This is a genomic window from Duganella sp. Dugasp56, from assembly GCF_047304105.1.
GTDB classification, from domain to species: domain Bacteria; phylum Pseudomonadota; class Gammaproteobacteria; order Burkholderiales; family Burkholderiaceae_D; genus Rugamonas; species Rugamonas hordei.
Map to the genome: position 1 here is coordinate 86822 of NZ_JBGLYQ010000010.1, position 23064 is coordinate 109885.

Below are 23064 nucleotides of genomic sequence, written 5' to 3' on the forward strand. Positions count from 1 at the left end.
GGCACAGGCGTGCCAGTGCAGATTCGACCATCCGCTCCTTCCGCAGTTTCAAGCCCCCGCCCGCCTGTTTGACACAGATCAGACCGTGATCAAACTCCATCACTTGTTGCGCGCAAGCTAGTCGTGTGGCCATCGCATCTTGTGTTCTGTTAGTATTGATCCACATCGTTTCCGCCCAGCCGAATGGATATGGATCAGCAAGAATATCCCCCTCATGGTCGCGACCCCGGGCGCCAACTGGAAGCGTTGGATTGCCACGCGGACTTCGAACATTTTTTCGCCGACAGCCCCTACTTCGCCTTTGTCATGGACGAAAACGAGCAGCTGCTGGCCGTCAACCGTTATTCCATCGCGACCCTGGGGCCGACCCAGGCCGGCGCTGCCGTCGCCACGTTGTATACGACATGGGCGCTGGCGATGCTGCGCGGCGAAGCGCTGCCCGCCGTGCGCGCGCGCGGCTACTGGCGCGGCGAGCTGGAACTGCTGGACGTCGACGGCCTCGGCCACATGGTGACGCAAACATTGGAATGGCGCGCAGCCACCAGCGGCCAGCAAGCGTCCCTGCTGTGCCTGGCCTACCCGCTGAACGACTACGACGTATTCGAATCCAAGCTGCGCTTCAAACATCTGTTCGAAGAGCATCCGCAGCCGATGTGGGTGTACGATTTGGAAACGTTGCGCTTCCTGGTGGTGAACGCCGCCGCCGTCACCCACTACGGCTATACGGAGGCGGAATTCCTGCAGATGACGATCAAGGACATCCGTCCACCGGAGCAGATCGAGCGCCTCGAGCGCAACCTGGCCGCCGCCCCCGCCAAGGGCACGGAACGGGCCGGCAGCTGGATCCATCGGCGCCGCGACGGCAGCCTGATCGATGTGGAAATCTCCTCCCACTCGGTGACCGTCGCCGGCCATCTGGCCCGCTTCGTGGTGGCGCACGACATCACCGAGCAGCTGCGCATGGAGGCGGAGTTGCACGCCTCGCGCGAACTCAAGCAGCTGGTCATCAACCACATCCCGCACCAGATCTTCTGGAAGGGGCTCGACGGCGCCTACCACGGCTGCAACGCCGTGTTTGCCCGCTTCGCCGGTCTGTCCAGCACCGGCGACGTGGTCGGCAAGCGCGACGAGGACTTCCCGTGGGCGCACAACGCCGAGGCCATCCGCGCCGACGACCGCGCCATCATCGCCACCGGCCGGCCCCAGCTGAACCTGCAGGACCACATGACGCTGACCGACGGCAGCGTGCACTGGTACCTGATCAACAAGCTGCCGTTTCACGACCGCCTCGGCAACACCATCGGCGTGCTGGGCACGATCGAGGACATCAGCGAACGCAAGCAGGCCGAGCTGACGCTGCAGCTGCGCGGCCGCGCGCTCGACGCCAGCGTCAACGCCATCGTCATCACCGTCAACGGTCCGACCGGCGACCTGATCGACTACGCCAACCCCGCCTTCGCGCGCCTGTTCGGCTACCCTTGCGAGAGCGTGCTGGGCCGCAGCCTGGACATGCTGTTCGGCCAGGGCCGGCAGGACGAGCGCGACGCGCTGCACTCGGCCATGCGCTCGCGCCAGGAAGTGACGCTGCTGCTGCGCACCAGCCACCGCGACGGCGCCGCGCTGTGGACCCAGCTGCACGTGGCGCCGGTGCAGGCAACCGGCGGCGAGATCGACCATCACGTCTGCGTGCTGACCGACATGACCGAAACCATCGATTACCAGGCCCAGCTGGAGCACCAGGCCAGCCATGACGCGCTGACCGGCCTGCCCAACCGCGCGCTGTTCGGCGACCGCATGGCCCAGGCTATCAGCTACGCCCAGCGCTACGGCCACGGCCTGGGCGTGGTGTTCATCGACCTCGACAATTTCAAGCTGGTCAACGACAGCATGGGCCACCTGTCCGGCGACGAGCTGCTGTGCAGCGTCGCCACGCGCCTGCGCACCTGCATTCGCGACAGCGACACCGTGGCGCGGCTGGGCGGCGACGAATTCCTGCTGCTGCTGCCCGATGCCGATGCCACCGCCATCGCCGCGCTGCTGCAGCGCGTGCTGGAGGCCGTGGCCGCGCCTATCGCGCTGGGCAAGCAAGTGTTTACGGTCACCTGCAGCATCGGCGTCAGCGTCTATCCGGTCGACGGCACCGAGGCGCAGCAGCTGCTCAAGCATGCGGACATCGCCATGTACCGCGCCAAGGAGGGCGGCCGCAACCAGGTCCAGTTCTACGAGCCGGCCATGCACATCCGCATCGCCGAGCGCACGCTGATCGAGGCGGAGCTGCGGCACGCGTTGCCACGCAACGAGCTGAGCCTGGAATACCAGCCCAAGGTCGACCTGCGCAGCGGCGCGGTGATCGGCATGGAGGCGCTGGTGCGCTGGCGCCATCCGACGCTGGGCATGGTGTCGCCGGCGCGCTTCATCCCGGTGGCCGAGGAGACCGGCTTGATCGTCGCCATCGGCCGCTGGGTGCTGCGCACCGCCTGCGCGCAGAACATGGCCTGGCAGGCTGCGGGGCTGACGCCGCTGCGGGTGGCGGTCAACCTGTCGGCGCGCCAGTTCCGCGATCCGGCGCTGGCCAGCGAGATCCAGGCCGCGCTGACCGACAGCGGCCTCGATGCGCAATATCTGGAGCTGGAGTTGACCGAGAGCCTGATGATGGACAACGTCGGCGCGGCGGTGTCCGTGGTGTCGCAACTCAAGCGGCTCGACATCGCGCTGTCGATCGACGATTTCGGCACCGGCTATTCCAGCCTGGCCTACCTCAAGCTGTTCCCCATCGACTACCTGAAGATCGACCAGTCCTTCGTGCGCGAAATGCTGACCGAGCCGAAGGTGGCGGCCATCGTGCGCTCCGTCATCGCGCTCGGCCACAGCCTCGGCTTCAAGGTCATCGCCGAAGGGGTCGAGACCGAGCCGCAGCTGGCCTATCTGCGGCGCTATCTGTGCGACGAGATACAGGGCTATTATTTCAGCCGGCCGCTGGCGCCGGACGCGTTCGCCGACCTGCTGCGGCAGGAACGCAGCCTGGCGCTGCCGAACAACGAGGAGCCGCGCCAGCAGCAAACCCTGCTGCTGCTGGACGACGAGCCCAGCATCCTGGCCGCGCTGACCCGGGTGTTCCGGCTCGACGGTTACCGCGTGCTGCGCGCCAACACGGCCGAAGAGGCGTTCAACTTGCTGGCGCTGCACCAGGTGCAGGTGGTCATGAGCGACCAGCGCATGCCGGGCATGAACGGCACCGAATTCCTCAGCCGCGTCAAGAAGCTGTATCCAGGCACGATACGCATCATCTTGTCCGGCTACACCGAGCTGGAGACGGTGCTGAACGCCATCAACCGCGGCGAGATCTACCGCTTCTACACCAAGCCGTGGGACGACCAGACGCTGCGAGAAAGCATCCGCGAAGCGTTCCAATATCACCGCCTGATCCACAACAGCATGGAACAGCGGGAACAGCCCGCCGCCGGCCTCGAAACCCGTTCCTGAAGCCCACTAGCCGCCGCACACCGGCAACGCCAGCGCCTGCAGCACTTCGCCCTGCGGCGTCTGCACGAAGGCGCTGACGCCCAGCCTGCCCGCCGCCGCGCCGGCCGGCAGCGCCAGCACCTGCCTGAACGACGCCGCGCCGCCCGCCAGCGGCACCGGCGCCAGCCACTCGCGCACGACAAAATCATGCCGCAGCAAGCGGCCGCTGTTTTCGCCCGCCCTGACCTGGCTGGCAACGCCGTTCTCGACCAGCGCGATGAACAGCTTGCCTTCCCGCGCCGAACCGGCCTTCACTTCCACCGGCAGGCCGCCGGCGCCGGCCGCGCCCAGCGTGATGCTGATGTCGGCCTGCGCCGCCAGCCCGTTGACGCGCCTGACCGCGTCGGCCACGCCGCGCGGCCAGCCGCGCTGCTCCTTGCCGCCGACGAAGATCTCCGGCGTGTAGATGGTGCGGGAGCCGGCCAGGTCGCTCAGCCAGCGCTGGCGGTCGGTGAAGGTCTTGCTGGAAAACGGATCTTTCCAGCCGATGTAGTTCCAGTAATCGACATGCTCGGACAGCAGCACCGCCTGCTGCGCCGTGATGCCGTCGCCGCGCAAGCCGCTGACGTACTGGTCGGCCGGCGGGCAACTGCTGCAGCCCTCGGACGTGTACAACTCCAGCAAGGCGATGCGGTAGGCGGGACTGTGCAGCGTACAACTGGCGGCGGCCAGCGCCGGCGGAATGTTCAGCGCGGCGGCCGCGGTCAGGCTCAGGATCAGGTGTTTCACGGGTGGCTCCAGACGGTAAGCGATGCAGCTTGGTCGCGCCGCCAGCCGCAACCTTACAAGGTGGCGCGATATTGACGGCAATTGAGCCTCCTCTGCTCGACGACAGCGCGCTGGCCGACTATGCCGTGGTCCACGCAGTGCCAACATTGGGTGGCGAGCACGACGCCCGCTGGAAGGGATTGCTGCTGGCATTGTAATAACCTGTGACAAAGTTGATAACTGCCTGAATTACAAGTTATTCTTCCGGCATGACCTTGCGACGACAACACCACCTTCCCGGACTGCTCGCCACTGCGCTGCTGCACATGGCGATACTCTATGCGTTCATCCAGCGCCAGCAAGCGGCCGATGTGCCGCGCACAACGGGCCCGGAGATCCAGTGGCTGCTGCCGATGACAACGCCGCCCAGGCCGCTGGATAAGTCGCGACCTGCGATCCGGCCCCATGCCGGCCGTCCGCCTGTTACCGCAATGCCGTCGCAATCCCGCGCGCCATCGATCCAGCAACCGGTCACCGTCGACAACCCAACGCCGGCAACGCAGCCGCCAGACGATCCGTTCGCCCTGCCCGCCACGGCAGCGCAAGGGCCGGCGACAGCTGTAGACATCCTGAGGCAAGCCAAGCTGGACTTGGGAAAAATCGACAAGGATTTGCGCGCCACCTTCCCCGCGCGCCCGTCGTCGCCAACACCGGACAGCAAACAGGCCATGCTGGAACGCGGCATCAGTGCCGCGCATGACGCGGTCGGCCCGAAATGGTTCCAGGCTGCCCGCATCACCGAACTGACGTCGCCCGATGCCCGCGCGCGCATCTACCGCATCACCACGGGCGTAGGCAGCTACTGCATCAGCATCGACGAAGGGAAGAAAAAGTACTACCTGTGCTGACCGGTTACCGCTCCGCCGCACCCAGCGGCGCCAGGCGGCGCAGGCGCAGCGCCACCAGCATTGCCAGCGCCAGCGCCGCGCCCAGCACCATCACCACGCCCGGCCAGCCGTCGCGGCCCCACATGACGCCGGTGGCCGAGCCGACCACGCTGGAACCGAGGTAGTAGAAGAACAGGTACAGCGCCGAGGCCAGCGACTTGTTGGTGGTCGCGCGCCGCCCCACCCAGCTGCTGGCCACCGAGTGCGTGGCGAAGAAGCCGTAGGTGAACATGGCGACGCCGGCGACGATCAGCGGCAGCCAGTTTGACAAGGTCAGCAGCAGCCCGCCCAGCATGATGGTCATCACCACCCACAGCACGTGGCGGCGGCCGTAGCGGTCCGCCAGCCGCCCGGCCCACACCGAGCTGTAGATGCCCAGCAAATACAGGAAGGACACGGCCCCGACCAGGCTCTGGCTCAAGCCGAACGGCGCGCCCAGCAGCCGGTAGGCGATGTAGTTGTACAGGCTGACAAACGCCCCCATCAGCAGGAAGGCCAGCGCGAACAGCCACGGCAGGCCGGGATCGGACAAATGCAGCCTGAAGCCGGCCGGCAGCGAGCGCCAGCCGCCGCTGACCGGCACGAAATGGCGCGACGCCGGCAACGAACGCCAGAACTCCCACGCCGCCAGCACGCCGGCCACGCCGACCGCCGCCAGCGCCAGGCGCCACGAGAAATGGTCGCTCAGCACCGAAGTAATCACTCGCCCCGCCATGCCGCCGAACGCGCTGCCGCTGATGTACAACCCCATCGACAACCCCAGCGAGGTCGGCTCGATCTCCTCGCCCAGGTAGGCCATGGCGATGGCCGGCATGCCGCCCAACGCCACGCCCAGCGCCGCGCGCATCAACAGCAATTGCGGATAGCTGTGGGCGAACGCGCACAGCATCGTCAGCAGCGCCGAGATGGCCATGGCCGCCACCATCAGCGGCTTGCGGCCCAGCCGCTCCGACAGCGCGCTCGACGCCACCAGCGACACCGCCAGCGCGGCGGTCGATACCGACAGCACCATGCTGCTCTGCGCCGCGCTCAGCGCGAACTCGTGCGACAGCAAGGGCATCAGCGGCTGCACGCAATACAGCAGCGCGAAGGCGGAAAAGCCGCCGAAGAACAGCGCCCGGTTGCTGCGCTTGAACTCGGGACTGCCGACGGCAATGCGGGGCGCCGGCATGGCGGAAGCTAGGGACATGGAATGATCCGGTCAGAGGTACGATGACCTCATCATAGGATTGCACATAACGACTGTCCAATATATATTTAAGCCGTTACTCATACTTTAAAAAGATAACAACCATGGAATTGCGCCACCTGCGCTACTTTGTCGCCGTCGCCGAGGAGCTCAGCTTTACCCGCGCCGCCGAGCGCCTGCACATCGGCCAGCCGCCGCTGAGCCACCAGATCCAGCAGCTGGAAGCCGAAGTGGGCGCTCAGCTTCTCGAACGCAGCAAGCGCTGGGTGCGGCTGACGGAAGCGGGCAAACTGTTCCTCGACGACGCCCGCCGCGTGCTGTCGCTGTCCGAACAGGCGGTGCAGACGGCGCGCCGGGCCGAGCGCGGCGAGGCCGGCGAACTGCGCGTGGGCTTCACCTTCTCCACCCCGCTGACGCCGCTGTTCGCCACCGTGGTCAACCGCTACCGCCAGCGCTATCCTGGCGTGACGCTGACCCTGCATGAAATGTCGACGCTGCGCCAGATCGACGCCATCGCCAACCGCGAGCTGGACCTGGGACTGGTGCGGCCGCCGGAAGCGGCGGTGCCCGATTCGGTCGGCATGACGGTGCTGCGGCACGACCCGCTGGTGCTGGTGCTGCCGCTGGAGCATCCGCTGGCGAAGCAGCAGGCGGTCGCCATCAGCGACCTCGAGGGACAACCGTTCGTCATGTATCCGAAGACGGCCGGCACCGGCATCTACCCGCAGATTTTCCGGCTGTGCCGCGCGGCCGGCTTCATGCCGACGGTGGCGATGGAAGCGGGCGAAGCGTCGACCATCATCGGCCTGGTGGCGGCCGGCTGCGGGATTTCGGTGCTGCCGAGTTCCTTCGACATCATCCGGATGGGCGGCGTGTGCTACCGCCCGCTGGCGGACCCGGAGGCCAACACCACGCTGCTGCTGGCGCAAAGAAAAGAAGAAGCGGCCCCGCTGGTGGCGGCCTTCGTGGCCGTGGCGCGCGAGGCTGCCGAAGCCTAGGAGTAGTCCGCGTCCAGCTCGGAACCGGCGTAGTTTTCCAGTTCCGCGAACAGCGTTTTCATCGCCGTGCGGCCCTTGATGTTCTGGATCACCGTGCAGCTCTTGCGGTAGCTGTCGATGCGCTCCAGCAGCACCGGGTGATGCTGCACCGGCACCTTGGCCACCAGCGCCGCCCAGCCCTCCTCGTAGTCCGGCTTGGCCTTGCGCACCGCCTTGACGAAGCGCTCGAACTCCTTCTGCCCGGTGCGCGCGACGATGCGGCCGCCGCCCTCGATGGCGAAGATGATGGCCAGCGCGATCACGCCTTCCGCGTTCAGGTCGGAATCGCTGACCGGGCCTTCGCTGTTGTGACGGCGCAGCCAGCCGGCCAGCCGCACCACGGCCTGCACTTCCTTGCGCTGTTTGAGCAAGATCTCGTAGCGCTCCATGCCGTTCCAGTTCTGGTTCGGATCGGTCTGGCACAGGTCGATGAACAGGTCGCGCAGCCGGCGCGCCGAGTACACCGGATCGGTATCGTACTCGCCGACCAGCGCATCCTCCGGCAGCGCCGACAGCTCCTTGATCAGGCGGAAGCCGATCTGGAACGCGTGCTCGGCGCCGTGCTCGACCAGGAAGTCCAGCGCCGCGAGGTCGCCCTCGTGCAGCAGCGCGTGGTCCAGGCCCAGCGACACGCCGCCCACCGTCAGCTGCAGCGCCTTCTGGATGCCGTCGGCGGTGCGGTCGTTGGTGAACTTCTCGGCCACCATGGCGGTGATGCCGGTCAGCTCATCGGCCAGCGCGTAGGCCGCGTCGTCGTCCGGATGGGTCGCCAGTTGCTGGATCGCGCGGGTCAGGCGCGGCAAATTTTCTACAACGATTGCTGGCAGCATGTATCAGTATTCCATCACGAGAAAATGCCGGTGCCCAGGCTGCGGCGCGAACCAGGCTTGGCGGCGCTGCGCGTGGACGGTACCTGCTTGCGCAAGCGGTACAGCAATTCCTTGGTGGAGCGCTGCAGGAAGGTCGGCTCCTCGTCCGGGTCGTCGCTGAACTCGGCGTCGGCCAGGTCGGCGCTGTGGCGGAACTCGGGGAACAGCTCGAACAGCGCGCGGTCCCAGCCGTCTTCCGACGCCTGCGCCAGCGCGATCGCCAGCGGAACCACGTCGTTGTCGGACGAGGTCTGGCCGGTCAGGTACGGGCCTTTCGAGATGATCTCGCCGGCCACTTCCAGGATTTCCTTAGGCGCCATCGAGAACAGGATGGCGAACGCGGTCGCGCCGTGGTCGGTCGCCGAGGCGGCCTGCAGCAACTCGACGCGGCGATCCTCGTCGTCGGTGGAAAACACCACGCCGTGGATGTGCGCGAACAGCGATTCGGCGATGCGCTCCGGATCGTCCTCGATCTGGTCGTCCGGCCAGGTGGCGGCGAAGAACGCCAGGCTGTCGGCCCAGGCCTTGGGCGGCACCAGCAGGGTCGCCAGCGACATCTTGCCGCCGTCGAAGCCGGCCATGTGCAGCGCCGTCACTTGCGGCGGAATGTTGTTGAGCACTTCCACCACCGCCAGGTCGCCGAACTGGTCGGCCGCTTCGGCGAAGGCTTGCTCGGCATGGCTCAGCGAACCGGCCAGCACCAGTTCCGTCACTTGCTTGCTCAGCGCCGGCAGATTACTGGACTTTGTAGTTTCGTCGGACATGATTACTCTCCATCCTGGTCGAACATTTGGGCGAAGTCGTCGGTGGCCTGGTGGTCGTCGTCGTCGACATCGTCGCCGTCGTCGTTGGCCGACAGTTGTTCCAGCGACTGGTCGTCGTCGTCCCACTTGCGCGGATTCTTGTACAGGAACGCCGTGATGATGGCCTGGCGCGCCAGGTCCGGCAGATTGTCTTCCAGCGCGGCGTACATGCGCGCCGCCTCCTCGCCCTTGCACGAGGCCATCGCGAACACGCGCGCGGCGTCGCCGAACTCGTAGTCCTCGGCCTCGGCCAGCAGGCCTTTCGGGTTGTTGAACTCGAGGTGGTCGACCAGCGCGAACGCCAGCATGTTGACGTCCTCGATGCCGCCGCCGCTGGCGTATTCGGACACCAGCGCGTCGATCATGCGCTGGTAGTTCTTGCGGTCCGGCGGATCGCCCAGGATGCCCTCGATCTGGCCTTCCAGCTCGCGCGATTGATAGGCGAACTCGGGGTGTACTTTTCTAGACATTGCTTGCTTTCTTGTTAGTGAGGCCGGCTCAGGCCGGTGGCAGCACGGTGCCATGCAGGTTGAACACCGAACGCCACAACTGGTACGCTTCCGCTTCCGCATCGATGATGATGCGGTGGTTCACGCTCTGGTTGTATTCCTCGCGCTTGACCGGGTCGGACAGGATTTCGTAGGCCTTGGTGATGCTCTTGAAGCGCGCCTCCGCGCCGGGCGCCTGATTGCGGTCCGGGTGGAAACGCATCGCCAGCGAGCGATAGACCTTCTTGATTTCGTCGTCGGTGGCGTTAGGCGCAATACCCAGTGTGTTGTAGTAATTTTCCATTTTGGAAACTCCGGGCCGTGATGCCGAACAATTAAAGACGAATTATACCTGTGCGGCAGGTCCAAACCGCCCGCGGGCCGCCGCAATGCAGCATTTCCCCTCAGCCAGCAGGAGGGATACGGTAAAATGCCCTTCACTCGAACTTTTGCAAAGCCAACTTTTCAGATGAGCAACGACAAAAACAGCCCAGCGCCCGTCCTGACCTCCAACTTCCTGCGCGCCATCGTCGAATCCGACCTGGCGGCCGGCACCCACGTCCGCGAGGGCATGCCGAGCGTGATCACCCGCTTCCCGCCCGAGCCGAACGGCTACCTGCACGTGGGCCACGCCAAATCGATCTGCCTGAACTTCGGCCTGGCGCGCGACTACCAGGGCCGCTGCAACCTGCGCTTCGACGACACCAACCCGGCCAAGGAAGAGCAGGAATACGTCGACACCATCATCGACAGCGTCAAGTGGCTGGGCTTCGACTACGACTATCCAACCGCCGACGGCGGCGTCGAGCACCACCTGCACTACGCGTCCGACTACTTCGACCAGCTGTACGCGATGGCCGAATACCTGATCGAAAAAGGCTACGCCTACGTCGACAGCCAGTCGGCGGACGATATGGCGGCCAACCGCGGCAATTTCAACACGCCGGGCAAGAACTCGCCGTTCCGCGACCGTCCGGCCGCCGAATCGCTGCAGATCTTCCGCGACATGAAGGCCGGCAAATACGCCGACGGCGAGCACATCCTGCGCGCGAAAATCAGCGAGGACGCGATGTCGTCGCCGAACATGAACATGCGCGACCCGGCCATCTACCGCATCCGCCACGCCCACCACGTGCGCACCGGCGACGCCTGGTGCATCTACCCGATGTACGACTACACGCACCCGATCTCGGACGCGCTGGAAAACATCACCCACTCGATCTGCACGCTGGAATTCCAGGACCACCGCCCGTTCTACGACTGGCTGCTGGAAACGCTGTCGGCGGGCGGCTTCTTCAAGCTGCCGGTGCCGCGCCAGTACGAATTCTCGCGCCTGAACCTGACCTACGTGATCACCAGCAAGCGCAAGCTGCGCCAGCTGGTCGACGAGAAAATCGTCGACGGCTGGGACGACCCGCGCATGCCCACCATCGTCGGCCTGCGCCGCCGCGGCTACACGCCGGAAGCGATCCAGCTGTTCTGCGAGCGCATCGGCGTGACCAAGTCCGACGGCTGGATCGACATGAGCACGCTCGAAGGCTGCCTGCGCGAAGACCTCGATCCGAAGGCGCCGCGCGCCACCGCCGTGCTGCGCCCGCTCAAGCTGATCATCGACAACTACCCTGAAGGCCTGAGCGAGGAATGCACGTCGCCGGTCCATCCGCACCATCCGGAAATGGGCGTGCGCACCTTCCCCATCACGCGCGAGCTGTGGATCGAGGAAGAGGACTTCATGGAAGTGCCGAGCAAGGGCTATTTCCGCTACTACCCGCCGATCGACGACAAGCCGGGCAGCCGCGTGCGCCTGCGCCACGGCTACGTGACCGAATGCACCGGCTACGACAAGGACGCGGACGGCAAGGTGGTGGCGGTGCACGTCAACTACTTCCCGGACTCGAAATCGGGCACGCCGGGCTCGGACAACTACAAGGTCAAGGGCAACATCCACTGGGTTTCCGCCGCCACCGCGCTGCAAGCCGAGGTGCGCCTGTACGACCGTTTGTTCACCGACGCCCAGCCTGACGCCGGCGGCAAGGACTTCATCTCGCTGCTGAACCCGAACGCCAAGGAAGTGGTCACCGCCTTCCTGGAGCCGGGCATGAGCGCGGCGCAGCCGGACCAGCGCTTCCAGTTCGAGCGCCATGGCTACTTCGTCGCCGACCGCGTCGATTCGACGCCGGGCAAGCCGGTGTTCAACCGCATCGTGACCCTGAAGGACAGCTGGGTCGCCAAGTAAAAGCGATTCGGGTAATAAGACTACCTCGGGCCGGCGCCCCCCCGCAACGGAGGCGCCGGTTTTTTCCTCCCGGGGAATTCGATATCAAAATATTCAGGCGGATGCCAAAAACACAAATTTACTTGACTCGCATCGGTAAAGTTTCCTATATTCGGCCTTCATCCCCCGGTTTCAGGAGTTGCTTCAGGCACCTAATATGGCAACCTTCCTCGCTCAAAAACAGCTGTTCTCGCCGACCAAGCCGGTCTGGTGGGCCGGCGTCATGCTGTCGCTCGGCATCGGCGCACTGTTTTACGTCGGCGTCTACCGCACCATCGAGCATGACGCCGAGGAACGTTTCCTGTACCAGTCGCGCAACGCGCAGTACAACATCACCTCGCGCATCAACGCCTACACCGACGTGTTGCGCGCCACCGCCAGTTTCTTCGACGCCAGCGACGGCGTCGACCGCGCCTCCTTCCACCGCTATGTCGGCGGCCTGAACCTGGCACGCCAGTTCCCGGCGCTCAACAACATCAACTACACCCGCTACGTCACCGACGCCGAGCGCGACGCCTTCGAGCGCAGCGCCGCCCACAGCGGCGACGGCCTGGCGCTGGGCTATCCGGATTTCTCCATCAGGCCGCCCGGACGCCGCCCCGCCTACTCGGTGCTGACGATGATCGAACCGGTGGCGCCGTTCCGCGACCGCATCGGCATCGACATCGCCGCCCGCGAGCGCGCGGCGCGCGCCATCGCCGAGGCGCGCGACACCGGCGCGCTGATCACCTCCGGCATGCCGATCGAGAACACCAAGGACGCCCAGGGCTGGGCGCTGGCGCTGCGCCTGCCGATCTACCGCAAGGACATGCCGCTGTACGACGTCGCCCAGCGCCGCGCCGCCTACACCGGTTCGGTCGGCATCGGCTTCAGCGTGCCGCGCCTGGTGCAGGCTGCGCTGGAGCAGATGCAGGTGCAGGATGTCCACCTGATGCTGTACGACGACGGCGGCATCAGCGGCAATGAAAAGACGCCGATCACGCTGCTGTACGACAACCAGGGCCTGGTGCACCGCGCAGCGCGTCCGGCCGACCAGTTCACCATCAGGCTGCCGCTCGACTTCAACGGCCGCCAGTGGACCGCGCATTTCAGCTCGCCCAAGTCGGTCTGGTACAGCAACTTCGACGCCTTCCTGCCGTGGCTGGCCATGCTGTGCGGCTTTGTCGGCTCGCTGCTGTTCTACCTGCTGTTCCACACCTTGTCGTCGTCGCGGCTGCGCGCCATCAAGATGGCCAAGGCGATGACCAAGGAGCTGCGCGACAGCCAGGCCAAGCTGCAGCAGTCGCACCTCAAGCTGCGCCGGCTGGCCGCCCATGCCGACCAGATCAAGGAGCAGGAGCGCAAGCGCATCGCGCGCGAAATCCACGACGACCTGGGCCAGAACCTGCTGGTGCTGCGGATCGAGGCCGACATGCTGGCCAGCCGCACGCGGCAGGGCCACCCGCGCCTGCATGCGCGCGCGCGCAGCACGCTGAGCCAGATCGACAGCACCATCAAGAGCGTGCGCCACATCATCAACGACCTGCGGCCGACGGTGCTGGACCTGGGCCTGAGCGCGGCCGTGGAATGGCAGATCGCCCAGTTCCGCCAGCGCTCCGGCATGGTCTGCGAGCTGATCGAACACCAGAGCGACATCAGCATCGACGACCGCTGCGCCACCGCCTTCTTCCGCGTGCTGCAGGAATCGCTGAGCAACATCATCCAGCACGCGCGCGCCAGCCTGGTGCGGGTGGAACTGCGCCACACCAGCGGCATGCTCACCATGACCATCAGCGACAACGGCGTCGGCATGCGCGACAGCAACCGCAACAAGGTCGGCTCGTTCGGACTGGTCGGCATCGAAGAGCGCATCAGCCTGCTCGGCGGCCACTGCGCCATCACCGCCACGCCGAACGGCGGCACCACGGTCACCATCTCGGTGCCGGTCGACTACGTGGCGCCGCCCTCGATCGACGACATCAACGACACGGCCCGCCTGGCGGCCGACGCGACAAACTGAGACGTCGGTCATCCGGTCGCCGTCAGATTAATCTGGCACAGCGGGTAGGAATTTCCTGACAAACATTGAGAAAAATCAAGGAAGCGCTTCCTCGGCTGGGCAAAAATCAAGCGTACTCTGCTTTTTTCAACCCGCTTCATCCACTCAAAGGAAGTCTCCATGAATGCTATCGATGCTCTGGACCTCGAACCAATCAAAGTCAAGCTGATGCACAAGGAATCCGGCGAAGGCTGGTCGCTGGAACGCGCCAATGCCATTGAATTCGAATACCGCCGCTTTCTGTTCCTGATGAAGATGTTCCCGGCGGAACAGGCGGCGCCGCTGGTCGATGTCGACACCTTCTGGCACTACCACATCCTCGACACGATGAAATACGCGGCCGACTGCGACGCCGTGTTCGGCCAGTTCCTGCACCACTTCCCGTATATCGGCCTGCGCGGCGAGGACGACCTGGCGGCGCATGAAAGCATGGGCCTGCGCATGAAGGAATTGTACGAGGCGACGTTCGGCGAGGATTACCTGCGCCACACCGCCGGCCTGCAGACGGCCTACTCGGCCTCGCCAGGCGCCACCGCATATTCGGCATCGCCGGCCCAGGCCGCCATGAAAACCGCGTATTCGGCCTCGCCGGCCAAGTTCGCCTACTCGGCGTCGCCGGTCAAGTTCGCCTACTCTGCTTCGCCGGGCCAGCTGGCCCAGTCGGTAACGGGTGCGGCACAAGCGGGCGCGGCCATCGACAAGGCGCGCCTGGCCGGCCTCTACACCGACCGCCCGCGCCTGGCGCCCGCAGCCTGACACCGTTCGCAGCACTACGGCGTCCGCGCCACAGGCAGGCGAAGCGCGCTCGCGGCATGCTCAGAAAAGTGGCATACTCAGGGGATATTTACAGACGATGGGAGTTCATCATGGCTGTCAATTCAGTAGCCTCCAGCACCGCCGCCGTCCAGGCGACGCCGCCCGCCCGCCAGCCTGAGCCGGTCAAGACGGTGGCGGACAAGCCGGTCGAGCGCGCTGCCCCGCCAGCGCCGCCCGCACCACCGCAAGTTGCCGCGGCGCCCACGGTCAACACCAGCGGCCAGCGTATCGGCACCACGATCAGCACCTCGGCCTGACCGAAGCATCGCCACCAACACAGCCGCATAAAACAACGGCGCGTTACCGCAAGGTACGCGCCGTTTTTCTTTATGCAGCCGAGGGCTTCATCAGGCCGCCATCAGTTCGCGCAGTTCGCGAATGCTGAAATCGCTGATCTCATGCATGCGGATCAGGATGGTCGCGCCGATAGGCAGCGTGTTGTGGCGGATCTTGCTGATGACTGGCGGAGCCACTTCCAGGGCGCGCGACAGGGCGGCATCGTTCTTCAGTTGCAGCTTCTCGATGATGGCGTCCAACACGCGATTCGGGTTGTAGGTCGGCGATGCGGTGATTTCTTTGATAGACATAATGTTTTTAAGTAGGTTCCGGCCGTTTTTTGGAAAAAAACGACACATGGGTAAGAAAAATTTTTAGCTCATTTACCAATGAAGCACTACAAAACACAGACATTTATGCCGGTTTTTAGTGCTTAACCGAGATAATACACGCTTACGTTAACGAACGGCTAACTCATCACACATTTATGTGAGATTTAGATAGATTTTACCCCTATTTCTTGTGATAGGAAGTTTTTTGTTGTAAGAAAAGGTATAAATTCCGGTAAAGACTAGTTGGAACGGCTGATGCCGGCGGCGAGGAAGCACCATTCGACGGCCAGCAAGGTGGCCAGTTGCGCGATGGTGCCGGGGAGGAGGAGTGAGGAAGTGGAGGGAAAATCAATATTGCCGTTATGGCCATGCCAGCCTAGTTGCCGGCGGATTTCTTCCGGCATCGGCGGTGGGCGGCGGTCGCATTCACGCTGGTGCATGTAGGCCCGAACCTGTTCCTTGGTAGGATGGAAAGTGGCTGGCATCCGCGTGGCTCCTTCATAAGATTACTAACAATATCGTATCATGTGACGACTTGCTTGATTTGAATCAAGCGAACCTGTTACCAGTTTGTCACAAAAAGCTGACACAGAGCTTGCATTACTGTAACTTCCGCCCTCCCCTTTACCTGTTTTTACATCGCGCCCCTTAAAGCCTATGACTTACGAAGAATTCCTTGATGAAGTAACAACACTCCTGCACGAGATCTACAATCTCGACGACGCCGCCGCGATCAAGCTGGTGGTCGACGCCCAGGCCGCCGATTATTTCGTCAAGCATGACGACGTCGAGGAGATGCGCACGCCGGCCCAGGCCAAGCTGGACGCCACCGCCCTGTACGAGGCCAAGCAGAACAAGGTCCAGACCCAAAAGAAACAGCAGCAGCGCCTCAGCGCGAAGAAGAAGTAAGGCCCTTCAGGGCGTCGGCCACGGTGGAATGGCGCAGCCGCACGCCCAGCTCGCGCTTGATGCGGCCGTTGGCCAGCCGGCGCGACTCGGACATGAACGACAGCAGCGCCGGCGTCACCACCTTCTGCAATTCCGCCCGCGGCAGGCGCGGCGGCCGCGGCAGCTGGAAGGCATCGGCCACCGCATCGAAATACGCCGCCATCTTCATGTCGCTGTCGTCGACAGCGTGATATATACGGTTGGGCAAGGCGCGGAACAGCGCGCGGGCGATGATGGCCGCCAGGTCGTCCGCATGGATGTGGTTGGTGTAGACGTCGTCCGCCTCGATCAGCGCGGCCGTGCCGGCCTGCAGGCGCTTCAGCGGCAGGCGGTCGGCGGCGTAGATGCCCGGCACCCGCAGGATGGACAATTGCGCGCCGGCGCGCACCGCCCAGCGCCGCAGCACCTGTTCGGCGTCCACCCGGCGCAGCGCGCGCGGGTTGCGCGGCGCCACCGGACGGCTCTCGTCAAACAACAGTCCGCCGCAATCGCCATAGACTCCGGTGGTGCTGACATAAACCAGACGGCCGTGCTCAGGTAAAATGGCGGACAAATTACGCGTGCGGCGGTCCAGCGGCCCTTCGGCGGGCGGCGGCGCCAGGTGGACCACATGGCTGGCCAGCCCCGCCAGGCGGCGCAGGCTGGCCGGCTGGTCGAGATCGGCCACGATGGGCACGGCGCCCAGCGCGCGCAGTTCGGCGCAGCGCGATGGCTGGCTGGTGGTGGCAAACACGCGAAAGTGCGGGCGCAGCAGCGGCAACAGCCGCATGCCGACATCGCCGCAGCCGACGATCAGCAGGCGCGGCCGCTTGAATTTACGAATATTGTGGTTTTTCATTTGAAGGATTGTATGACGTTTCAAATTACTGTACAGCCTAGCGGCCACCAATTCAGCTGCGAGGAAGACGAAACCGTCCTGGCGGCGGCCATGCGCGCCGGCGTCGGCCTGCCCTACGGCTGCAAGAACGGCGCCTGCAGCTCCTGCCGCGGCAAGGTGGTATCCGGTTCGGTCACGCACAAGCCGCACCAGGAGCGCGCGCTGACCAAGGAAGACGAAGCGGCCGGCTATTCGCTGTTCTGCTGTGCCATCGCGCACGAAGACCTGGTGATCGAAGCGCGCGAAGTGGCCGGCAGCGACGACTATCCGATCCGCAAGATGCCGTCGCGCGTGGCGACGCTGGAAAAAGTGGCGCCGGACGTCATCATCATGACCTTGCAGCTGCCCGCCAACGAAACGCTGAAATACCGCGCCGGCCAGTACATCGAATTCATGCTGCGCGACGGCAAGCGCCGCAGCTACAGCCTGGCCTCGCCGCCGGACCAGGACCAGCCGCTGAGCCTGCACATCCGCCACATGCCGGGCGGCCTGTTCACCGAACAGGTGTTCGGCACCATGAAGGAACGCGACATCCTGCGCTTCGAAGGCCCGATGGGCACCTTCTTCGTGCGCGAGGACAGCGACAAGCCGATGGTGCTGCTGGCCTCGGGCACCGGCTTCGCGCCGATCAAGGCCATCGTCGAGCACCTGCGCGCGCAGGACTCGCAGCGGCCGATGACCCTGTACTGGGGCGGCCGCCGTCCGCAGGACCTGTACATGGACGCCCTGTGCCGCCAGTGGGAAGCGATCCTGCCGAACTTCAAGTACGTGCCGGTGATCTCGGCCGCGCTGCCGGAGGACAACTGGAACGGCCGCACCGGCTTCGTGCACGCGGCCGTCATGGCCGACCTGCCGGACCTGTCGGGCCACCAGGTGTATGCCTGCGGCGCGCCCATCGTGGTGGAATCGGCCAAGCGCGATTTCGTCGCGCAGTGCCGCCTGCCGGAAGACGAGTTCTACGCGGACGCCTTCACCACGGAAGCAGATATCAACAAATAAAGCAGCAAGCATCCACCCAACCGGGAGCAGACAGGGATGCAGAGTCCCGAGGCTCTGCTCCCTGAAAGCTCAAATGTCCGACAGCATCGCCTCCGCTCCCCCCGCCAACGGCTTCAGCGTCCTGCGCCACCGTAACTTCGCCTTCTACCTTTCCGCCCGCACCCTCGGCACCCTCGCCGTCCAGATGCAAAACGTCGCCATCGGCTGGCAGGTCTATGCGATGACGCACAACCTGTTCGATCTCGGCCTGATCGGCCTGGCGCAGTTCGCGCCCTTCCTGCTGCTGATCCTGATCGCCGGCCACGCCGCCGACCGCTACGACCGCCGCAACCTGATCGCCATCGCGCTTGGCGCCCAGCTGCTGTGCGGCCTCACCCTGCTGGCCTTCACCGTCGCCGGGCTGACCGCCGTGTGGCCGGTGTTTGCCGTGCTGGTGCTGTTCGGCAGCGCGCGCGCCTTCATGGGGCCGGCCACGCAAGCCATCCTGGTCAACCTGGTGCCGCAGGAAAGCTTCAGCAAGGCCGTAGCGCTGAGCTCGTCGAGCTTCCACGTCGCCGTGATCCTCGGCCCCACCCTGGGCGGGCTGTTCTACCTGGCCGGGCCGAAAACGGTGTATATGATTTCCTCGACCTTGCTGGTGGCGTCGGTGGTGCTGATGTGCCTGGTCAAATCGGTCAAGCAGCCGAGCAACCGCGAGCCGGCCACCTGGCACACGGTGCTGGAAGGACTGCGCTTCGTCTGGTCCCGGCCGGTGGTGCTGGGCGCCATTTCGCTGGACCTGTTCGCCGTGCTGTTCGGCGGCGCCACCGCGCTGCTGCCGGCGCTGGCGCACGACGTGCTGCACATCGGCCCGTCCGGCCTGGGCATGCTGCGCACCGCGCCGGGCGCCGGCGCCGCGCTGTGCTCGATCGTGCTGGCCTTCTTCCCGCTCACGCGCCGCGTCGGCCTGTGGATGCTGGGCGGCGTGGCCGTGTTCGGCGTCGGCACGCTGGTGCTGGGCGCCACCACCAGCTTCCTCGTCGCGCTGACGGCCTTGTTCCTGATGGGCGCCGGCGACATGATCAGCGTCTACGTGCGGCACCTGCTGGTGCAGTATGAAACGCCGGACGCCATCCGCGGCCGCGTGTCGGCCGTCAACTCGGTGTTCATCGGCGCCTCCAACGAACTGGGCGAATTCGAGTCCGGCCTGACCGCCGGCTGGATGGGCCTGACGCGCGCCGTGCTGTTCGGCGGCGCCGCCACCCTGGCGGTCACGGGCGCCTGGGCGGTGCTGTTTCCGGTACTGTCGAGAATGGATCGTTTCCCGCACGAGGAAAAGAAATGAAGCTAAGCCTGCCGCTGCCCGGCATCATCCACAGCCGCCCCCACCTGAGCCTGGCGATCGCGCTGGGCGCCGTGGTGGGCCCGCTGCTGCCGCAGGACTGGCCGCTGGTGACGCGCCTGCTGACCGCCTGGAACATCGGCGTCTGGTCCTATCTGGCGATGATGGGCTGGATGATGATGCGCGCCGACCACCACGACATCAAACGCGCCGCCTGCCGCCAGGACGAAAAGGGGCCGGTGATCCTGGCCACGCTGTCGGTGGCGGTGATGATCAGCCTGGCCGCCATCATCTCGCAACTGTCGACGCTGAAAGAGCTGCCGCCGGCCGACATGGCCTACCACTACGGCTTCGTGGTGCTGACCTTGACCGGCTCGTGGTTCATGGTCGGCACCATGTTCTGCTCGCACTACGCGCACCTGTACTACATGGAGGAAGGCGACGAAAAGCCGCTGCAATTCCCCGACCGCGACCTGACGCCGAACTACTGGGACTTCCTGTATTTCTCGTTCACGATCTCGGTCGCGGTGCAAACCTCCGACGTCAGCGTGCACAGCCGTGGCATGCGGCAGGCGGTGCTGGGGCAGTCGGTGCTGTGCTTCTTCTACAACCTGGCGATCCTCGGCCTGTCGATCAATATTGCCGCCTCGCTCATCAATGGTTAACTACTTAACGGGAACCTAAGTCGAAAAGGAGTAATATTGATCTGCAGTTCAAACAACAAGGAGCAAGCGTATGCAAATCAATATCAATGCCGACAAGACTATCGACCGCCATGCCGGTCTCGATGAACATGTACAGACTGTCGTGAGCAATGCCCTCCACCGCTTCGGCGAGCAAATCACCCGCGTCGAAGTCCATTTGAGCGACAACCTGGGCCAGAAATCGGCCGACGGCGACAATCGCTGCCTGATGGAAGCCCGCGTTACCGGATACCAGCCGATCGCCGTCAGCGATCACGCCGCCACCTTGCACCAGGCCATCGGCGGTTCCGCCGACAAACTCAAGCGCGCCATCGACAGCGCGCTGGGCCGTCTGCATGACAAGGACAAGCGTCATGCCAACGACGCCGTGCCGGCCGAGGTGGCCGACGACGACGCATAAGCTTGAAAGGGCGGGAGCCGGCGCCTAACGCCGCGCCAGCTCCCGCAAATACTTCAGTCCCTGCAGCGACCGGCTGCCATACCACGACATCATTTCCCCATCGACCAGCAGCACCGGCTTGCCGATCTGTTTTTCCAGCGCGTCCGCATGCGCCTCGGTAAAGCGGTACGGTTCGCTCGACAGCAGCACGCCGTCGATGCCGGCGATCAGCTCCGCCGACCAGCGGAATTCCGGATAACGCACCTCACCCAGCGGCGGCACGCGCCAGCCGATTTCCTCCAGCATGCGCGCGATATACGTATCCTCGGAAATGCTCATCCACGGATCCTGCCAGATGCAGTACAACATGGTCTGCGGCTGCCCCTTCGGCGTTGCCTGCAACAACGCATATTCCGCTTCGAACGCAGCGCACCACTCGGCCGCCTGGCGCTCGCGGCAAAACACGCCGCCCATCAGCCGCGCCAGTTCCAGGTTGTCGCGCGGGCGCAGCGGATGGGTAACCACGATGTGCGGAACGAATTCCGCCAGCAGGTCGACGGTCGGTTTCTCGTTCTCATCGATGTTCACCACCAGGTGCGTCGGCGCCAGCTTGCGGATCTTGTCGATATTCACATCCTTGGTGCCGCCGACCTTGGGGATGCCCTGCACCACGTCATGCGGATGAATGCAGAAGCCGGTGCGCCCGACCACCTGCGCGGCCAACCCGAGATCGCACAGCAATTCGGTGATCGACGGCACCAGCGAAACGATGCGCGCCTGCGGATCGGCCTGATGCACGGTACCGAGCGCGTCGGTATAAGCCATGGTGGTTCCCTGTGATTGCAATGCCGGTATTGAAGCATTGACGGATACATCACGCAACAACTACGTGGGTGAAATTTACACTTTGTCCCGGACAGTTCAGCTATGATTACTGTGCTTGCTTACCAGCATCCTGAAAGACGACTTTGAAACAAATCTGCACATTCGGCAACTCCAGCCACCAGATCGGCGACTTGCACCTGTTGCGCAATTCGAACGACGACGCCGCCATCGCCAAGCTGCTGGCCAACTGCCCGGTCATGCGGCTCGAGGCCGGCCAGGCGGTGACCGAGGCCAAGCACGCGCGGCTGTACATCGTGCTCAGCGGCGCGCTGTCGGTCGCCACCGACACCCGCACCGGAATGGCCGACGGCACCGTCAGCAAGATCCTGCCGGGCGAGAGCGTGGGCGAGCAGTCGGTGCTGGACGAGGAAGCCAATCTGTCGAGCATCACGGCGCTGGAGCAAAGCGATGTGCTGGTGATCGAGGCCGACCTGGTGTGGCAGCTGATCGATGAATCGAATGTGCTGGCGCGCAACCTGCTGCGGCTGCTGTCCTTCCGCATCCGTGCAGCCAACGCGCAGCTGCGCCGGCGCCAGAAGCTGGGCGAGTTCTACCGCCAGTTGTCGATGATCGACGGCCTGACCGGGCTGTACAACCGCGCCTGGCTCAACGACCTGCTGCCGACGATGATCGCCACCGCCCACGGTTCGCACGCGCCGCTGGCGCTGATCATGATCGACCTCGACCACTTCAAGAAATTCAACGACAGCCACGGCCACCTGGCCGGCGACCAGGCCTTGCGGGCGGCCGCGTCGGTGCTGAGCGGCGCGTTGCGGCCCACCGATTTCGCGGTGCGCTACGGTGGCGAGGAAATGATGGTGCTGCTGCCCGACACCAGCGACAAGGTCGCGCTGGCGGTGGCCGAACGGTTGTGCGAACGCATGCAGCAGGCAATCATCTTTGCCGACATGCGCCTGCCGCTGCCGCACATCACCGCATCGTTCGGCGTGGCCACGCTGCAGCCGGAGCAGGACGAGCAGGCGCTGATCGCGGTGGCCGACGCGGCGCTGTACCGCGCCAAGGAACTGGGCCGCAACCGCGTGGCCGGAACGGCTTAGGCGGGCTTGGCGTCGGCGGTGGCGGTATCGGCCGGCTTGGCCGTGTGCGCCGCGATAAAGTCCGAATAGCCCTGCTGCACCAGGTCGTAGGTCTTGTCGATATTGCTGGCGATATCGCCGTTCAATACCTTCAAGCCCTGCAGCACGTCGCGCGCCTCCTTGAAACCCTGGTCCACGCCCTTTTTCAAGGTATTGACGAAGTTGTTCAGCGTCGTTTCCTCGTCCTGCCCGGGATTTTGCTGCTTGTACGCTTCATAAAACGCCGTCGACAGCGATACAATGCGGCTCGCGGTGCCTTCCGGCGTATTATCCTGCGACACGGCGTTCTGGATGGCGTTGTCGCCGTAGTCGCCCTTGAGCGCTTCGTTGATGCCGGTCAGCGCCGTTTTCAGCACCACCGACAACGGATCGTTGGAAGAATTTAACGATACCGTCAAGGAAGCTTGTACGATAGACACATTTAGCTGCGCCTTGGCCTTGGCGGCGACCGACATGTTGCTGTCGTCCTTGGCCTGGACCGGCGCGGAGGATGTGCCTGCCGCGCCGCCCGATGTTGCCGATACTGGTGTCGCCATGATATTGCTCCTGGTTGC

The 23064-nt window shown here is 64.7% G+C and carries 25 protein-coding genes; 14 read left to right on the forward strand and 11 right to left on the reverse strand.

Annotation, left to right across the window (positions count from 1 at the left end; all coding sequences use genetic code 11):
- The first annotated feature begins 189 nt into the window (after positions 1-189).
- Positions 190-3483, forward strand: a complete 3294-nt coding sequence (locus tag ACCD07_RS09095) for an EAL domain-containing protein (protein ID WP_413447141.1) — start codon at positions 190-192, stop codon at positions 3481-3483.
- A 6-nt stretch (positions 3484-3489) separates the two neighbouring features.
- Here ACCD07_RS09095 and ACCD07_RS09100 read toward each other — a convergent pair whose 3' ends face one another.
- Entirely contained in the window at positions 3490-4251 is a 762-nt protein-coding gene (locus tag ACCD07_RS09100) for a DUF1223 domain-containing protein (RefSeq protein WP_353400489.1), read from the reverse strand.
- 29 nt (positions 4252-4280) lie between these two features.
- Between ACCD07_RS09100 and ACCD07_RS09105 the strand changes: the two genes are divergently transcribed.
- Together ACCD07_RS09105 and ACCD07_RS09110 are read left to right on the forward strand one after the other, a co-directional pair.
- Positions 4281-4448 (forward strand): hypothetical protein, encoded by a 168-nt coding sequence (locus ACCD07_RS09105; protein WP_413447142.1) that lies wholly within the window; start codon positions 4281-4283, stop codon positions 4446-4448.
- A 108-nt stretch (positions 4449-4556) separates the two neighbouring features.
- Complete coding sequence (locus tag ACCD07_RS09110; RefSeq protein ID WP_353400483.1) at positions 4557-5138, forward strand: hypothetical protein; 582 nt, start codon at positions 4557-4559, stop codon at positions 5136-5138.
- Positions 5139-5142: 4 nt separating this feature from the next.
- Here the strand turns inward: ACCD07_RS09110 and ACCD07_RS09115 are convergent, their stop codons facing one another.
- Positions 5143-6366 (reverse strand): MFS transporter, encoded by a 1224-nt coding sequence (locus ACCD07_RS09115; protein WP_413447143.1) that lies wholly within the window; start codon positions 6364-6366, stop codon positions 5143-5145.
- Positions 6367-6470: 104 nt separating this feature from the next.
- Between ACCD07_RS09115 and ACCD07_RS09120 the strand changes: the two genes are divergently transcribed.
- Positions 6471-7364 carry a LysR family transcriptional regulator gene (locus tag ACCD07_RS09120; RefSeq protein ID WP_176654952.1) on the forward strand — a complete coding sequence of 298 codons (894 nt, stop codon included), beginning with the start codon at positions 6471-6473 and terminating at the stop codon, positions 7362-7364.
- On the opposite strand, the gene ACCD07_RS09125 is transcribed toward ACCD07_RS09120, so the two are convergent.
- Genes ACCD07_RS09125 through ACCD07_RS09140 form a run of 4 tightly spaced genes read right to left on the reverse strand, consistent with a single transcriptional unit; the run spans position 7361 to position 9867 of the window.
- A complete protein-coding gene (locus ACCD07_RS09125; RefSeq protein ID WP_413447144.1) occupies positions 7361-8233 on the reverse strand; it encodes a hypothetical protein in 873 nt (290 codons plus the stop codon). The genes ACCD07_RS09120 and ACCD07_RS09125 overlap by 4 nt on opposite strands.
- Before the next feature lie 14 nt (positions 8234-8247).
- On the reverse strand, positions 8248-9036 hold the full coding sequence (locus ACCD07_RS09130) for a hypothetical protein (protein ID WP_176654950.1): 789 nt from the start codon (positions 9034-9036) through the stop codon (positions 8248-8250).
- 2 nt (positions 9037-9038) lie between these two features.
- On the reverse strand, positions 9039-9545 hold the full coding sequence (locus ACCD07_RS09135) for a hypothetical protein (protein ID WP_176654949.1): 507 nt from the start codon (positions 9543-9545) through the stop codon (positions 9039-9041).
- A gap of 28 nt (positions 9546-9573) precedes the next feature.
- Positions 9574-9867 carry a DnaJ domain-containing protein gene (locus ACCD07_RS09140; RefSeq protein ID WP_176654948.1) on the reverse strand — a complete coding sequence of 98 codons (294 nt, stop codon included), beginning with the start codon at positions 9865-9867 and terminating at the stop codon, positions 9574-9576.
- Between the two features lie 165 nt (positions 9868-10032).
- Between ACCD07_RS09140 and ACCD07_RS09145 the strand changes: the two genes are divergently transcribed.
- From ACCD07_RS09145 to ACCD07_RS09160, 4 genes are all read left to right on the forward strand, one after another.
- Complete coding sequence (locus ACCD07_RS09145) at positions 10033-11799, forward strand: glutamine--tRNA ligase/YqeY domain fusion protein (protein ID WP_176654947.1); 1767 nt, start codon at positions 10033-10035, stop codon at positions 11797-11799.
- Positions 11800-11995: 196 nt separating this feature from the next.
- Entirely contained in the window at positions 11996-13837 is a 1842-nt protein-coding gene (locus tag ACCD07_RS09150; protein ID WP_176654946.1) for a CHASE domain-containing protein, read from the forward strand.
- A gap of 159 nt (positions 13838-13996) precedes the next feature.
- On the forward strand, positions 13997-14632 hold the full coding sequence (locus ACCD07_RS09155; protein WP_176654945.1) for a hypothetical protein: 636 nt from the start codon (positions 13997-13999) through the stop codon (positions 14630-14632).
- 110 nt (positions 14633-14742) lie between these two features.
- Positions 14743-14949 carry a hypothetical protein gene (locus tag ACCD07_RS09160; RefSeq protein WP_353400467.1) on the forward strand — a complete coding sequence of 69 codons (207 nt, stop codon included), beginning with the start codon at positions 14743-14745 and terminating at the stop codon, positions 14947-14949.
- 90 nt (positions 14950-15039) lie between these two features.
- Here ACCD07_RS09160 and ACCD07_RS09165 read toward each other — a convergent pair whose 3' ends face one another.
- Both ACCD07_RS09165 and ACCD07_RS09170 read right to left on the reverse strand, forming a co-directional pair.
- Positions 15040-15279, reverse strand: coding sequence for a hypothetical protein (locus ACCD07_RS09165; RefSeq protein WP_008445950.1), 240 nt, complete (start codon positions 15277-15279; stop codon positions 15040-15042).
- A gap of 260 nt (positions 15280-15539) precedes the next feature.
- Entirely contained in the window at positions 15540-15785 is a 246-nt protein-coding gene (locus ACCD07_RS09170; protein WP_176654943.1) for a hypothetical protein, read from the reverse strand.
- A 172-nt stretch (positions 15786-15957) separates the two neighbouring features.
- On the opposite strand from ACCD07_RS09170, the gene ACCD07_RS09175 reads away from it, so the two are divergent.
- Positions 15958-16209 (forward strand): hypothetical protein, encoded by a 252-nt coding sequence (locus tag ACCD07_RS09175; protein ID WP_176654942.1) that lies wholly within the window; start codon positions 15958-15960, stop codon positions 16207-16209.
- Here ACCD07_RS09175 and ACCD07_RS09180 read toward each other — a convergent pair.
- Complete coding sequence (locus ACCD07_RS09180; RefSeq protein ID WP_413447145.1) at positions 16190-17086, reverse strand: SDR family oxidoreductase; 897 nt, start codon at positions 17084-17086, stop codon at positions 16190-16192. The genes ACCD07_RS09175 and ACCD07_RS09180 overlap by 20 nt on opposite strands.
- Positions 17087-17098: 12 nt before the next feature.
- Between ACCD07_RS09180 and ACCD07_RS09185 the strand changes: the two genes are divergently transcribed.
- The 4 genes from ACCD07_RS09185 to ACCD07_RS09200 all read left to right on the forward strand — a co-directional run bounded on the left by ACCD07_RS09185 (position 17099) and on the right by ACCD07_RS09200 (position 20549).
- Positions 17099-18124 carry a CDP-6-deoxy-delta-3,4-glucoseen reductase gene (locus ACCD07_RS09185; protein ID WP_413447146.1) on the forward strand — a complete coding sequence of 342 codons (1026 nt, stop codon included), beginning with the start codon at positions 17099-17101 and terminating at the stop codon, positions 18122-18124.
- A 73-nt stretch (positions 18125-18197) separates the two neighbouring features.
- Positions 18198-19448 carry an MFS transporter gene (locus tag ACCD07_RS09190; RefSeq protein ID WP_176654939.1) on the forward strand — a complete coding sequence of 417 codons (1251 nt, stop codon included), beginning with the start codon at positions 18198-18200 and terminating at the stop codon, positions 19446-19448.
- Positions 19445-20110, forward strand: coding sequence for a DUF1345 domain-containing protein (locus ACCD07_RS09195; protein ID WP_413447147.1), 666 nt, complete (start codon positions 19445-19447; stop codon positions 20108-20110). Before ACCD07_RS09190 ends, ACCD07_RS09195 begins: the two co-directional genes overlap by 4 nt.
- 70 nt (positions 20111-20180) lie before the next feature.
- Positions 20181-20549, forward strand: coding sequence for an HPF/RaiA family ribosome-associated protein (locus ACCD07_RS09200; protein WP_176654937.1), 369 nt, complete (start codon positions 20181-20183; stop codon positions 20547-20549).
- 24 nt (positions 20550-20573) lie between these two features.
- Here the strand turns inward: ACCD07_RS09200 and ACCD07_RS09205 are convergent, their stop codons facing one another.
- Positions 20574-21353 carry a helical backbone metal receptor gene (locus ACCD07_RS09205; RefSeq protein WP_413447148.1) on the reverse strand — a complete coding sequence of 260 codons (780 nt, stop codon included), beginning with the start codon at positions 21351-21353 and terminating at the stop codon, positions 20574-20576.
- A gap of 143 nt (positions 21354-21496) precedes the next feature.
- On the opposite strand from ACCD07_RS09205, the gene ACCD07_RS09210 reads away from it, so the two are divergent.
- On the forward strand, positions 21497-22471 hold the full coding sequence (locus ACCD07_RS09210) for a GGDEF domain-containing protein (protein WP_413447149.1): 975 nt from the start codon (positions 21497-21499) through the stop codon (positions 22469-22471).
- On the opposite strand, the gene ACCD07_RS09215 is transcribed toward ACCD07_RS09210, so the two are convergent.
- Complete coding sequence (locus tag ACCD07_RS09215; protein WP_413447150.1) at positions 22468-23046, reverse strand: DUF5610 domain-containing protein; 579 nt, start codon at positions 23044-23046, stop codon at positions 22468-22470. The genes ACCD07_RS09210 and ACCD07_RS09215 overlap by 4 nt on opposite strands.
- Between the last annotated feature and the right edge of the window lie 18 nt (positions 23047-23064).